Origin of the sequence: Amycolatopsis sp. WAC 04169, assembly GCF_003947535.1 — a bacterium.
GTDB classification, from domain to species: Bacteria; Actinomycetota; Actinomycetes; order Mycobacteriales; family Pseudonocardiaceae; genus Amycolatopsis; species Amycolatopsis keratiniphila.
In genome coordinates, this window is sequence record NZ_QHJI01000002.1 from 540,542 (window position 1) to 553,705 (window position 13,164).

11 protein-coding genes are annotated in these 13,164 nt (G+C 69.6%); 6 read left to right on the plus strand and 5 right to left on the minus strand.

Annotation, left to right across the window (positions count from 1 at the left end; all coding sequences use genetic code 11):
• Nucleotide 1: 1 nt before the first annotated feature.
• The 4 genes from DMC61_RS07355 to DMC61_RS41365 form a co-directional block, all read right to left on the minus strand.
• Nucleotides 2-826: an aldo/keto reductase gene (locus tag DMC61_RS07355; protein ID WP_125687821.1), complete on the minus strand. Its 825-nt coding sequence runs from the start codon at nucleotides 824-826 to the stop codon at nucleotides 2-4.
• A 27-nt stretch (nucleotides 827-853) separates the two neighbouring features.
• On the minus strand, nucleotides 854-1,981 hold the full coding sequence (locus DMC61_RS07360) for a cell wall metabolism sensor histidine kinase WalK (RefSeq protein ID WP_125687823.1): 1,128 nt from the start codon (nucleotides 1,979-1,981) through the stop codon (nucleotides 854-856).
• Nucleotides 1,978-2,655, minus strand: a complete 678-nt coding sequence (locus DMC61_RS07365) for a response regulator transcription factor (protein WP_007033550.1) — start codon at nucleotides 2,653-2,655, stop codon at nucleotides 1,978-1,980. The genes DMC61_RS07360 and DMC61_RS07365 overlap by 4 nt, the downstream gene beginning before the upstream one ends.
• Nucleotides 2,656-2,980: 325 nt before the next feature.
• Nucleotides 2,981-4,465: a PucR family transcriptional regulator gene (locus DMC61_RS41365; RefSeq protein ID WP_199749924.1), complete on the minus strand. Its 1,485-nt coding sequence runs from the start codon at nucleotides 4,463-4,465 to the stop codon at nucleotides 2,981-2,983.
• Nucleotides 4,466-4,576: 111 nt separating this feature from the next.
• On the opposite strand from DMC61_RS41365, the gene DMC61_RS07380 reads away from it, so the two are divergent.
• From DMC61_RS07380 to DMC61_RS07400, 5 genes are all read left to right on the plus strand, one after another.
• On the plus strand, nucleotides 4,577-6,028 hold the full coding sequence (locus DMC61_RS07380; RefSeq protein ID WP_125687827.1) for a sodium:solute symporter: 1,452 nt from the start codon (nucleotides 4,577-4,579) through the stop codon (nucleotides 6,026-6,028).
• Between the two features lie 21 nt (nucleotides 6,029-6,049).
• Entirely contained in the window at nucleotides 6,050-7,003 is a 954-nt protein-coding gene (gene speB / locus DMC61_RS07385) for an agmatinase (RefSeq protein ID WP_016332976.1), read from the plus strand.
• A complete protein-coding gene (locus DMC61_RS07390) occupies nucleotides 7,000-8,649 on the plus strand; it encodes a thiamine pyrophosphate-binding protein (protein ID WP_125687829.1) in 1,650 nt (549 codons plus the stop codon). The genes speB and DMC61_RS07390 overlap by 4 nt, the downstream gene beginning before the upstream one ends.
• The gene (locus DMC61_RS07395; protein ID WP_125687831.1) at nucleotides 8,646-10,052 is read left to right on the plus strand and encodes an aminobutyraldehyde dehydrogenase; all 1,407 of its coding nucleotides are present in this window, start codon (nucleotides 8,646-8,648) and stop codon (nucleotides 10,050-10,052) included. The genes DMC61_RS07390 and DMC61_RS07395 overlap by 4 nt, the downstream gene beginning before the upstream one ends.
• A gap of 80 nt (nucleotides 10,053-10,132) precedes the next feature.
• Nucleotides 10,133-11,575, plus strand: a complete 1,443-nt coding sequence (locus DMC61_RS07400) for a cytosine permease (RefSeq protein ID WP_125687833.1) — start codon at nucleotides 10,133-10,135, stop codon at nucleotides 11,573-11,575.
• On the opposite strand, the gene DMC61_RS07405 is transcribed toward DMC61_RS07400, so the two are convergent.
• Nucleotides 11,572-12,387: an oxidoreductase gene (locus DMC61_RS07405; RefSeq protein WP_125687835.1), complete on the minus strand. Its 816-nt coding sequence runs from the start codon at nucleotides 12,385-12,387 to the stop codon at nucleotides 11,572-11,574. The genes DMC61_RS07400 and DMC61_RS07405 overlap by 4 nt on opposite strands.
• Before the next feature lie 92 nt (nucleotides 12,388-12,479).
• On the opposite strand from DMC61_RS07405, the gene DMC61_RS07410 reads away from it, so the two are divergent.
• On the plus strand, nucleotides 12,480-13,007 hold the full coding sequence (locus DMC61_RS07410; RefSeq protein ID WP_125687837.1) for a TetR family transcriptional regulator: 528 nt from the start codon (nucleotides 12,480-12,482) through the stop codon (nucleotides 13,005-13,007).
• Nucleotides 13,008-13,164 lie beyond the last annotated feature (157 nt).

A 13,164-nucleotide genomic window follows, 5' to 3' on the forward strand; every position in this document is an offset into this window, starting at 1 on the left:
TCTAGGCGCCCAGTGTGTCCGGATCCGGTCCCAGCCGCTTCCCCTGCTCCAGCGTCGCGATCGCGGCGGTGTCGTGCGCGTCGAGCGCGAAGTCGAAGACGTCGATGTTCGCCTTGATCCGTTCGGGCGTGACGGACTTCGGGATCACCAGATGGTCCATCTCGACGTGCCAGCGCAGCACGACCTGGGCAGGCGTCTTGCCGTGTTTCTCGGCGATCGTGGTGATCTTCTCGTCGGCGAGCAGGTCTCCGCCGCGCGCCAGCGGGCCCCACGCCTCGGTGACGATCTCGTGCTTCTCGTGGAAGTCCCGCAGCAACGGCTGCTGCAGCCACGGGTGGCATTCGATCTGGTTCACCGCCGGGACGATCCCGGTCTCCTCGATCAGCCGTTCCAGATGCGGGATCTGGAAGTTCGAGACGCCGATCGCCTTCGCCCGGCCGTCGGAGGCGATCTTTTCCAGCGCCCGCCACGTTTCCACGTACTTGTCCTGCGCGGGCAGCGGCCAGTGGATCAGGTACAGGTCGACGTAGTCGAGCCCCAACTCGCTCAGGCTCGTGTCGAAGGCGCGCAACGCCGGGTCGTAGCCGTGCTCGGTGTTCCAGAGTTTCGTGGTGACGAACAGTTCCTCACGCGGCAGCCCGCTGGTGCGGACGGCCTCGCCGACGCCGCGTTCGTTCACGTACAGGGTCGCCGTGTCGATGGCGCGGTAGCCCGCCTCGATGGCGGTGCGGATCGCGCCCACGACCTCGTCGTCGCCGATCTTGTACACCCCGAACCCGAGTTGCGGGAGGGATGTTCCGTTGTTCAGCCGAATACTGGGAACCATGCCCGAAACCGTAACCCCAGCCGGGGGTCAGGGCAGAGCGGGCAGGTGGACGGTCACCGAAAGACCGCCGCCCACAACGGGTTCCGCGGACACGGTGCCACCGTGCGCCTGCACCGCGGCCCGCACGATCGAGAGCCCCAGCCCGGCCCCGGTGCGGGCCGTCCTGGCGACGCCGGCGCGGCGGAACGGCTCGAACAGTTCGGGGACCGCCGCCGGGTCGAGCAGCCCGCCCGAAGAACGCACCCGCAGCACCGACCACTGTGGACCGGCCTGCGTGACGACGTCCAGCCAGCCGCCGTCGACGTTGTGCCGCACGGCGTTCTCCAGCAGGTTGCCCGCGATCCGTTCCAGCAGCGCGGGATCGCCGAACGTCGGCGCGCCGGGGGTCGCGAATTCGGTGCGGATGCCGCGCTTTTCGGCTTCGACGCGCACCGCGCGCCACGCGCTCGCGACGATCACCGCCAGATCGACCGGTTCCCTGGCCACCAGCCCCGCGCCGTCCGTGCGCGCGAGCAGCAGCAGCGAACCGACCAGCCGCTCGGCCCGTTCGGTCGCGTCGCGGACGACACCCGCCATCCGGCGTAACTCGGCTTCGTCCGCGTGCTCGTCGGCCAGGGTGACGTCGAGTTCGGTGCGGATGACCGCGAGCGGCGTCCGCAGTTCGTGGCTGGCGTTCGCGACGAAATGCCGCTGCGCGTCGAACGCGGCCTGCAACCGGTCGAGCATGTCGTCGAAGGTCTCGGCCAGTTCGGCGAGTTCGTCCTTCGTGCGGACCTCGCCGATCCGCTCCCCCATCGACTCGATCGAGAGACGGCGCGCGGTGCCGGTGATCTCGCGCAGCGGCTGCAGGACCCGCGCGGTGAACGTCCACGCGAGGATCCCCGCCGCCAGCACGACGAAACAGAACGCGACCGCGCCGAACAGCAGCACCCGGTTCCGGGCGTAGACCCGCAGATGCTCGGTGACGGCGGACGCGTCGACCTCGACGCCGTCGACGCGCACCGTGGTGCCCGGCGGCAGCTGCGGCACGGCGGAGACCGCGTCGCCGACCAGATTCCAGGTCAGCCAGAGCAACAGGAGGCTGACCAGTGCCACCAGCCCGGTCGCGAGCAGCGTGACCCGCGCGCGCAGGCTGCGGGCGCCGGACAGGTTCACCCGCGTGCGGTCCCCTGCTCCGGCACCCGGTAGCCGGAGCCGACGACGGTTTCGATGATGCCCGGCTCACCGAGCTTCTTCCGCAAGGTCATCACGGTGACCCGGACGGTGGTGGTGAACGGGTCGGCGTTCTCGTCCCACACGCGTTCGAGCAGTTCCTCGCTGCTGACCACCGAACCGGCGGCCGACAGCAGCACCTCCAGCACGCCGAACTCCTTGCGGGTCAGCTCGACCGGACCGCTCGCGCGGCGGACGGTCCGCCTCGCCGGATCCAGTTCGACGTCGCCGGAAGTCAGCAGCGGCGGCGCGGCCGGGGTCGCGCGGCGGCCCAGCGCCCGCACGCGCGCGACGAGTTCGGGGAAGGCGAACGGCTTGGCGAGATAATCGTCGGCGCCGAGGGAAAGCCCGTCGACGCGGTCCGAAACGGAACTGCTCGCGGTGAGCATCAGCACGCGGGTCAGCTCGCCGGACGCGACGATCTCGCGGCACAGGTCGTCACCGGACATGCCGGGGAGATCGCGGTCGAGCAGCACGACGTCGTACCGGGTGACGGCGGCCTTCTCGTGCCCGTCGTCACCGGTGAGCGCGATGTCCACCGCCATACCCTCGCGCCGCAGGCCGCGTGCGATCGCGTCGGCGAGGGGTTCTTCGTCTTCGACTACCAGAATTCGCACGACCCTACGTTGCCACACATTCCTGAGAGTGACCTTATTGGAGTCGTGAGGCGTTTTCGGCGCCTACTGGCTCCTGGCCGCTGTTCCCGGGGCCGGTCTGTGAAGGCCCCCTTCACGGACTGCAAGGAGCACCGATACCGAGACGGTGGCTTCGCGTGATTGGGCGGACGGCACGTGTGATCCGGCGGACGACACGCTCGCGGCGAAGCTTTCGTCGTGAGTCGTCCGTCCAGACACGCGTGTCGTCCCGCCAATCACGCGCGTCGTCCATCCGCGCACCACGGTAGGTACCCAAGGCACCCTTCGCCCTAGCCGCCGCTACCACTCATGAGGACCAGCGCAGGGCGAACCACAGCCGCATCCGCGTCTCCGGATCCGCCAGATCCACCCCCAGCGCCCGTTCGATCTGCCCGATCCGGTGCCGGACGCTGTTGCGGTGCACGCCGAGTTCGGCGGCCGTGCGGTCCCAGCCGCCGTGGTGCGCGAGCCAGGTCCGCAGCGTGCCGACCAGTTCGCGGTCACCCTTCCGGTCGAGGTCGCGCAACGGCGCCAGCATCTGCGCGGCGAACCCGGCCGCGGCGCCCGGATCGATCAGCGCGTCCAGTCCCGAAGGGCTTTCCGCCACCACCGGCCGTCCCAGCGCGGTGGCCCGCGTCAGCAGTAGCTCGATCTCGCCCGCCGCTTCGGGAAGCCGCCCGGGTGGGACGGGCGAACCCACGACCGCGAGCCAGCCGTCGGCGCGGAGCCGGTCGAGGTCACCGGCCTCCGGCGCCTCACGGACGATCGCGTCGAAGCGCGGCCCCGGCCGCAGCCGCACGAGCGGGGTGTCGAGCCGGGCGCGCAGCCAGTCGTAGCGGACGGCGACCTCGTTCGGCCCCTTGCGGTACGCGATCCCGGCGACCAGACGGCGTTCGTCACCGCCGATCACCTCGGTCTCCCCCAGCAACAACCCCGTCGCGGTGGCGCCCAGCCCGGCCGCGTCCGAACCCGCGCGGCCCGCCAGCCCGAGCAGCGCCGCCCCGACCGACAGGATCGACCGGTCCGCGCCGTCGAACCGCGCGACCCGGCCGACCACGACCAGATGCGACGCCGTCGCCTGCGGGTACACCGGCTGCGCGACGACGTGCGTGCCGTCGGCCAGTTCCGTGGTCGCGCTGCGGATCCCCCGGCCCGCCCGCAGCGTGGCGACCAGTTCCCGGACCTCGGCGGGCAGCGGTGACGGCGCCCCGTGGTCCGCGGCCAGGACGTCGCCGGCACCGACCAGCGCCACCCACGCCCCGAGCCGTCCGGCGAGCGCGCTCGCCAGTTCGCCGAGCCCGTCGCCCGCCGCCCTGGTCAGCGCCTCCCGCGCGGCCGCGATCCGCCGCTGTTCCCGCTGCCCCGCCTCGGCGAGCGCGACCGACACGGCCCGGCTGATCGCGAGGAACGGCGTCCGCGGCTGGACGACCAGCAGCGGGAGACCGTGACGGGCACACGCCGTCCGCAGGGGCGGCGGCAACGTCTCGTAGGCGCCAGGGGTGAGGCCGAACCCCAGCGCGGAGATCCCGCTGCCGGCCAGCCGCCGGACGTAGCGATCGATCTCGGCCGGTTCCACCGGCAGGTTCACCCCGGCGGTGAGCAGCAGCTCCGCCCCGAGCAGGTACGGCACGGGATCCAGCAGCTCGCTGACGTGGGCCCAGCGCACCGGGGCGTCGAGCGCGCCCGGCCGCAGGGTCTCCACGACCGGGTCGAGTGCCAGTTCCGGGTTGCCGACCACGGCCCGTAACGGGACATTCACATCCGAGTCGAACGGATCGCGGCTTTGGGTCATTCCATCCTCATCCACACCGAAGTTCGGATGGATCATCCCATGTCGTTCAAGGTGCGAACGAACCTACGGTGACCCGAACGAAGCGAACAGCCCCAAGTCAAGGAGGACACCGTGGCCGGTGACTACGCGGTGATCGCGCTCTACATAGCGGGCATGATCGGGGTCGGCTGGTTCGGGCTGCGGCTCGCCAAGACCAAATCGGACTACCTCGTCGCGGGCCGCCGTCTCGGCTGGTTCATGTACTCGGGCACGATGTCCGCGGTCGTCCTCGGCGGCGCTTCGACCGTCGGCGGCGTGAAACTCGGCTACACCTACGGCATCTCCGGCGCCTGGCTCGTGATCGCGATCGGCGTCGGCATCCTGGTCCTGCACACGCTGTTCGCGCGGCGGCTGGTGAAACTGCGCGTCTACACCGTCGGCGAGATGCTCGACCTGCGCTACGGCGGTTCCACGAGCACCATCTCCGGCGTGGTCATGTGGGGCTACACGCTGATGCTGACCGTCACCTCGACGCTGGCGTTCGCCACCATCTTCAAGGTCCTCTTCAACGTGCCGAGCTGGGCCGGTATCGCCATCGGCGGTTCGATCGTGGTGCTCTACTCGGTGCTCGGCGGCATGTGGTCGATCACGCTGACCGACATCGTCCAGTTCGTCATCAAGACCATCGGCATCCTGCTGATCCTGCTGCCGGTCTCGATCGTGTCGGCGGGCGGTTTCGACGGCATGGCCGCGCGGCTGGACGAGAGCTACTTCGAACTGACCGCCATCGGCGGCGACACGATCTTCACCTACTTCCTCATCTACAGCTTCGGCCTGCTGATCGGCCAGGACATCTGGCAGCGCGTGTTCACCGCGCGGACGCCGGGCATCGCGACCGGCGGCGGCGTCATCTCCGGCGTCTACTGCCTCGTCTACGGTCTCGCCGGCGCGCTGATCGGCACCGCGGCCAAGACGCTGTACCCGAACCTCGCCAGCGCGCAGGACGCGTTCGCGACCATCGTCGAGCAGCAGTTGCCAGCCGGGATCCGCGGGCTGGTGCTCGCGGCGGCGCTCTCGGCGATGATGTCGACCGCGAGCGGCGCGCTCATCGCCTGCTCCACGGTCAGCACCTCGGATCTGCTTTCCAAGCTGGGCCTCAAAAAGGCCGTCAACGAGGTGACAAGGAACAGGATCACGACGCTGGTCCTCGGCATCGCCGCGATCGGCATCGCGATGGTCGTGGACGACGTCGTCAACGCGCTGACCATCGCCTACGACATCCTCGTCGGCGGTCTGCTGGTCGCGATCATCGGCGGGCTGGCCTGGAAACGCGGCACCCGGCAGGGCGCGCTCGCGTCGATGGTGGTCGGCACCGTCGTGGTCATCACGTTCATGTTCGTCGACGGCGTCGAGGCCAACAGCCCGATCTACTGGGGCCTCGGCTCCAGCCTCGCGGTGTACCTGCTGGTCAGCTTCCTCACCCCGCGGACCTCCGACGAAATCCTCACCGTGTGGACCCGCCGCCTGAACGGCAGCGCGGCCGCCGAAGAAGAAGAGGCGAAACTCGCCGCTTCGCAGTCCTGAAACACCTGAGAAGGAGACACAGTGCCTGAGCAGAACCCGATCGGACCCGTCGACTCTTCGAAGGTGCCCCGGTTCGCCGGTTTCGCGACCTTCGCGAGGCTTCCGCGGATCGATCAGGTCGAGCGTGCCGACGTCGCCGTCGTCGGGGTGCCGTTCGACGCCGGGGTGTCCTACCGCCCCGGCGCGCGCTTCGGCCCCTCCGCGCTCCGTGAGGCCAGCCGGCTCCTTCGCCCGTACCACCCGGAACTCGACGTTTCCCCGTTCGCCGAAACGCAGGTGGTCGACGCCGGCGACATCGCGCTCAACCCGTTCAACATCGGCGAGGCGATCGAAACGCTGCAGAGCGAGGCCGAAGCGCTCACCGCGGACGGGACGCGCCTGGTGACCGTCGGCGGCGACCACACGATCGCGCTGCCGCTGCTGCGGGCGGCGGCGAAGAAGCACGGGCCGGTGGCGCTGCTGCACTTCGACGCGCACCTCGACACCTGGGACACCTACTTCGGCGAGCCGTACACCCACGGCACCCCGTTCCGGCGGGCGTCCGAGGAAGGCATCCTCGACACCGAAGCGCTGTCCCACGTCGGCACGCGCGGCCCGCTGTACGGCAAGCGGGATCTGGAAGAGGACCGCCGCCTCGGATTCGGCATCGTCACCTCCGGCGACGTCATGCGCCGCGGGGTCGCCGAGACCGTCGACGCGCTGCGCCAGCGCATCGGCGGCCGCCCGCTCTACATCTCGGTCGACATCGACGTGCTCGACCCGGCGCACGCGCCCGGCACCGGCACGCCCGAGGCGGGCGGGATGACCAGCCGCGAACTGCTGGAGATCCTGCGCGGGCTGCGGGACTGCAACCTCGTCGGAGCCGATGTGGTGGAGCTGGCCCCGGCTTACGATCATGCCGAGATCACCGCCATCGCGGCTTCCCACGTCGCCTACGACCTGGTGAGCCTGCTCAGTTTGGGGAAGAGCGCATGACACAACGCATCGGCGGCGACGTCGTCGTCGAAACCCTCCACGCGCTCGGCGCGGACACCGTGTTCGGCCTGCCGGGCCAGCACGCGCTCGGTCTGTTCGAAGCGTTGCGGCGCACGGACGACCTGCGCGTCGTCAGCTCGCGGGTGGAGAACAATCTGGCGTTCGCGGCCGACGGGCACGCCCGCGCCCGGCTCGCGGCCGATCCCGAAGGCCCGGTCCCGGTGACGCCGATGATCGTGTCGACCGGCCCTGGCGCGCTGCTGACTTTGGCCTCGTTGCAGGAATCGCGGGCGGCGTCGGTCCCGGTGCTCGGGATTTCCAGCCAGGTCCCGGTCGCCGGGCTCGGCGGCGGACGCCACGGTTACCTGCACGAACTGCCGGATCAGCAGGCCAGTTTCCGCGACGTGGTGAAGTCGGTGCACGTGGTGCGCACCGTCAGCCAGATCCCGACGGCATTCCGCGAGGCGTGGGAGTCGGCGGCGACCGCGCCGTACGGCCCGGTATGGGTCGAGATCCCGCAGGACATCCTGCTGGCGCCGGCGGACCTGCCGCGGATCACGTCCGCGACGGCCCGGCCCGCTCCGCTCGCGCCGTTGCCGGAGCTCGTCACGGAGGCCGCGAATCTCCTTGGCGCGGCCGAGAATCCGGTGATCCTCGCCGGTGGTGGCGCGCTGCGCTCGGGCGCGCACGCGGAACTGAAGGCACTCGCGGAGGCACTGCGCGCGCCGGTGCTGTCGACGTTCGGCGGCAAGGGCGCCTTCGGCTGGGATCACGAGCTGTCCGGGCAGTCGTGGCTGGAGGACTGGCACAGCACCGAGTTCCTCTCGGCCGCGGATGTGCTGCTGGTGCTGGGTTCCGGGCTCGGCGAGCTGTCCAGCAACTATCGCGAGTTCGCCCCGCGCGGCCGGGTGATCCAGGTCGAGGCCGATCTCGGGAAGCTGGAGTCGAACTACCCGGCGCTGGGCATCCACGCCGACGTCCGCCTTGTCCTGCAAGGACTCCTGGAGCAGGTCCCGTTCCGGCAGTCCGACGGCGCCGCCGAAAAGGCGGTGGCGGATCTGCTGGCGAAGGTGCGCGAACGCCTCGACGGCCAGCCCCTCGAAGCCGAGCGCAAGCTCGTCGACGACATCCGCGCGGCGATCCCCGAAGGCACCCAGACCTTCTGGGACATGACGATCGCGGCCTACTGGGCCTGGTCGGCGTGGAATCCCGAGGGCGCGCCGATCCACACCGCGCAGGGCGCGGGCGGGCTCGGCTACGGCCTGCCCGGCGCGCTCGGCGGCGCCGCGGCGACCGGCGGCCCGGCGCTCGCGGTGTCCGGCGACGGCGGCGCGATGTACGGCATCGCGGAGCTGGCCACGGCGGTCCAGCACGGGCTGGACGTCACGTGGCTCATCGTCGACGACGGCGGCTACGGCATCCTGCGCGAATACCTGACCGGCGCCTTCGGGCAGTCCACCGCCACCGAACTCGCCCGCCCCGATTTCGCCGCGCTGGCACAGTCCTTCGGCGTCCCTGCCACGGTGTCCTCTTTGGACACCGTCGGGAAGGACCTGGCGGACGCGCTGGCCACGCCCGGGCCGTCGGTGGTCGTCCTGCCCGCCCTGCTCAAGATGTTCGAGCCGACCCACCTGGAGAAGAAATGACTCAGGTCCTGAATTTCGTCGACGGCGCCGAGGTACCGGCGTCGGGCTCGCGGACACTCGACCTGGTGAACCCCGCCACCGGTGAGGTCTTCGGCACGAGTGTCCTGTCTGAACAGTCCGATGTGGACGCCGCGCTGGCCGCGGCCGAACGGGCTTTCAAGGTGTGGCGCAAGAGCACGCCCGCCCAGCGTCAGCTCGCGCTGCTGAAGATCGCCGACGCGCTGGAGTCCCGCGCGGAGGAGTTCGCCGAGCTCGAAATCCGGGAGACCGGCAAGATCCGCGCCGTCGTGCTGGACGAGGAGATCCCGGAGTGCGTCAGCGCACTGCGGTTCTTCGCCGGTGCGGCACGGCAGCTCGAAGGCACCGCGTCCGGCGAGTACCTGCCGGGGCACACGTCGGCGATCCGCCGGGAGCCGGTCGGCGTCTGCGCGCAGATCGCGCCGTGGAACTACCCGCTGATGATGGGTGTCTGGAAGATCGCCCCGGCCTTGGCGGCGGGCAACACCGTCGTGCTCAAGCCCGCGGAGACCACGCCGTCGACGGCCGTCCTGCTGGCGAAGGTCGCGGCGCAATTTTTGCCGCAGGGCGCTTTCAACGTGCTGTGCGGCGACCGCGACACCGGCCGCGCGCTGGTGAAGCATCCGATCACCGAGCTGGTGTCGATCACCGGATCGACCCGCGCCGGTATCGACGTCGCCACCGTCGCGGCGGCCGACCTCAAGCGCACACACCTCGAACTCGGCGGCAACGCACCGCTGCTGGTCTTCGGCGACGTGAACCTCGCGGAGGCGGCCGAGGGCATCGTCGGCGCGGCGTTCTACAACGCCGGGCAGGACTGCACGGCGGGCAGCCGGGTGCTGGTGGACGCGGCGATCCACGACGAGTTCGTCGCGGAGCTGACCAAGGCCGCCGCCGCGCAGACGCCGGGTGAGGACTTCGGCCCGCTCAACAGCGAGGCGCAGTTCGGGCGGGTCCGCGGCCTCGTCGAGCGCCTGCCGTCGCACACCCGCGTGGAGACCGGCGGCACGCCCGCGGGCGACCGCGGTTTCTTCTTCTCCCCCACGGTGATCTCCGGCCTGAAGCAGGACGACGAGATCGTGCAGGAGGAGATCTTCGGCCCGGTGATCACCGTCCAGTCCTTTACGGACGAGGACGAGGCGGTGCGCCTGGCCAACGGCGTCCCCTACGGGCTGGCGTCATCGATCTGGACCAACGACCTGTCACGCGCGACCCGCGTTTCGGGCGAACTCGACTTCGGCTGCGTCTGGGTCAACACCCACGGGCCGCTGGTCTCGGAAATGCCCCATGGCGGCTTCGGGCACTCGGGCCACGGGAAGGATCTCTCGTCCTACTCCTTCGCCGAGTACACCCGCGTGAAGCACGTCATGACCCGCTTCGCCTGACCGCGTTTCGTCCTCTGGATGCGGTCCTTGCGCGTGCAAGGACCGCATTCAGAGGACGAAACGCATAGCTGGAGGTCCCCATGGGTGACAAGGTCACCGAAGTCGAGCAGCACGGCATCGCGCCGATCCCGCCGGAAGAACAGACCTCGCGTCCGCGCGACCTGTTCCGGATGGCGTTCGGCGGCGCGAACACCTTCGCCACCATCATCCTCGGGACCCTCCCGATCGCCTTCGGGCTGAGCTTCTGGGCGGCGGTCGCGGCCACCGTCGCGGGCGTGGTCGTCGGCGCGCTGGTGCTCTCGCCGATGTCGTTGTTCGGCCCGCTCACCCGCACCAACAACGCGGTCTCCTCCGGCGCGCACTTCGGCGTCGTCGGCCGTTGTGTCGGCTCCTTCCTCTCCCTGCTGACGGCGATCACCTTCTTCGCCATCTCGGTCTGGGTGAGCGGCGACGCCGTCGCCGGTGCGGCACAACGGCTTTTCGGTTTCGACGGCGGCGAAGTGCTCCGCGGCGTCGCGTACGGCGTCATCGCGATCGCCACGCTGGTGGTGTGCATCTACGGCTACCGGTTCATGCTGCTGGTGAACCGGGTCGCCGTGGTGCTGGGCACGGCGATCATGCTGCTCGGCATCGTGGCCTACGGCGGCACGTTCGACCCCGGGTTCGCCGGCACCGGCACCTACGCGCTCGGCGACTTCTGGCCGACGTGGATCCTGGCCGCGCTCACCACGATGGCGAACCCGATCTCCTTCGGCGCCTTCCTCGGCGACTGGACGCGCTACATCCCCGCGCGGCACAGCCGCCGTTCCCTGCTGGCCGCGCCGTTCCTGGCGCAGGTGGCGACGTTGCTGCCGTTCGGGTTCGGCATCGCCACCGCGACCCTGGTCGCCGATCCGGCCGACTACATCACCGGCCTGACCGCGATCTCCCCGCTCTGGTACGCGATCCCGCTGATCGCGGTCGCGCTGATCGGCGGGCTGTCCACCGGCACGACGTCGCTCTACGGGACCGGGCTGGACTTCAGCTCGATCTTCGTGAAGCTGAGCCGGGTGCAGGCGACGCTGCTGATCGGCTCGCTCAGCGTCGTGTTCATCTTCGTCGGCAATTTCGTGCTGGACATGGTGTCCAGCATCAACGCCTTCGCCACGCTGATCGTGCTGTGCACGTCGCCGTGGATGGTGATCATGATGATCGGTTTCGTGCTGCGGCGCGGGTTCTACGACCCGGACGACCTCCAGGTGTTCAACCAGGGCCGCAAGGGCGGGCGCTACTGGTTCACCCGCGGGGTGAACTGGCGCGCGATGGCCGCCTGGATCCCGGCGACGACGCTGGGCCTGCTGACGGCCAACACCCCGATGATCGCCGGGCCGTTCAAGGACATCGCGGGCGGCGTCGACATCAGCATGGTGGTGACGCTGTGCACGGCGGCGATCGCGTATCCCGTGCTGGTGAAGCTCTTCCCCGAGCCGCGGGAGGTCTACTCGTACGCGGAACCCGTCGCCGAACCGGCCGTCGCCGCTTAGGCGAAGCGGCGCAGCGCCCCGAGGAACAACGCGTCGAAGGCGCGGTCCGGGAGCACCCGGCGCACGAACAGGATCGGCTTCGCCCCGAAACCGGCGGCGTAGCGGGTCTTCGGGCGCCGGGCCCGGACGGCCTTCAGGATGACATCGGCGATCACCTTGGGGTGGGAGCCGCGCGCGGCCTGGTCGAAGAACTTCGCCAGCGCCTTGGCCTGCGGCGCGTACGCGGTGTCGCCGGAGGTCTTCATCAGGTTCTCGATGGCGATGCCGCCCCATTCGGTCTTGATGGCACCGGGTTCGACCACCACGACGTCGATGCCGAACGGCTTCAGTTCCAGCCGCAGTGAGTCGCTGAGTCCTTCGACCGCGAACTTCGTCGAGTGGTACCAGCCGCCGAGCGGTTCGTAGATCTTGCCGCCGATCGACGAGATGTTCACGATCTTGCCGGAACCCTGGGCACGCATATGCGGCGTGGTCAGCTGGACGAGCCGCGCGAGGCCGAACAGGTTCACCTCGAACTGGTACTTCCCCTCCGAGAGCGGCACGTCCTCGAAGGCGCCGTACGAGCCATAGCCCGCGTTGTTGACCAGGACGTCGATGCGGCCCGACTCCTCGATGATCCGCTCGATGCCCGCGACCATCGACGCGTCGTCGGTGACGTCCATCGCGAGGACCTTGACCCCGCGCTCGGCGAGCCCCGCCATCCGCTCGACGCGCCTCGCGGCACCGTAGACCGTGTAGCCCGCGTCCTTCAGCGCGAGCGCCGTGGCTTCGCCGATTCCCGCGGAAGCTCCCGTGACCAGTGCGACCTTCATACCCTTGCTCCTAACTAACCAGTTGGTTGCCAATTCAGCCTGCCACGGGGTACGGCTAGCTGTCAACCAACCAGTTAGTTAGACTGGCTCACATGGTCAGGGACAAGGAAGCGACCAAGCGGAAACTGCTGGACGCGGCGACGACGGAGTTCGCGACGTACGGCATCGCCGGCGCCAGGGTGGATCGCATCGCGAAGAACGCGGGCGCGAACAAGGCGCTGATCTACGCCTACTTCTGCAGCAAGGAAGAGCTTTTCGAGAAGGTCGTGGAGGAGCAGGTGGACCTCGCCATCCGGACCCTCACGATCACCCCCGAAGACCTGCCCGGTTACGCGGGAAGGCTGTTCGACCGCTACCTCGAACACCCCCATCTCCTGCGGCTCATGGGCTGGCTGCGCCTGGAGAACGGCTTCGACGCGACACCCGAGGCCGAGGTCCGGGCGCACGCGGACAAGGTCGCCGCGATCCGGGAGGCGCAACGGGCGGGCACCGTGCCGGACCACTTCGACGCCGAGGAACTGCTGAGCCTCGTCGTGCACCTGTCGATCCTCGGGTTCTCCTCTCCGATCGCGACGCGTGACCTCGTCGTGCGCGCGGTCGGCCGGATCGTGGGCACCTGAGCCGCTTTTCGCGCGACCGCTGGGCGTGCGGCGCCGAACTCCCGGATGTCATGAAAGGGCCGTTCAGGACATTTTTCGTCCTGAACGGCCCTTTCATGACACCTGAGGAGTACGTAGCGCGCCATGAAAGGTCCTTTCCTTGCAAAATTTGCAAGGA

Excerpts from the sequence above, each read along its gene's own strand:
- DMC61_RS07355 (WP_125687821.1), bottom strand. The coding sequence starts at position 826 with ATGGTTCCCAGTATTCGGCTGAACAACGGAACATCCCTCCCGCAACTC.
- DMC61_RS41365 (WP_199749924.1), bottom strand. The coding sequence starts at position 4,465 with ATGACCCAAAGCCGCGATCCGTTCGACTCGGATGTGAATGTCCCGTTA.
- DMC61_RS07390 (WP_125687829.1), top strand. The coding sequence starts at position 7,000 with ATGACACAACGCATCGGCGGCGACGTCGTCGTCGAAACCCTCCACGCG.
- DMC61_RS07395 (WP_125687831.1), top strand. The coding sequence starts at position 8,646 with ATGACTCAGGTCCTGAATTTCGTCGACGGCGCCGAGGTACCGGCGTCG.
- DMC61_RS07400 (WP_125687833.1), top strand. The coding sequence starts at position 10,133 with ATGGGTGACAAGGTCACCGAAGTCGAGCAGCACGGCATCGCGCCGATC.
- DMC61_RS07405 (WP_125687835.1), bottom strand. The coding sequence starts at position 12,387 with ATGAAGGTCGCACTGGTCACGGGAGCTTCCGCGGGAATCGGCGAAGCC.
- DMC61_RS07410 (WP_125687837.1), top strand. The coding sequence starts at position 12,480 with ATGGTCAGGGACAAGGAAGCGACCAAGCGGAAACTGCTGGACGCGGCG.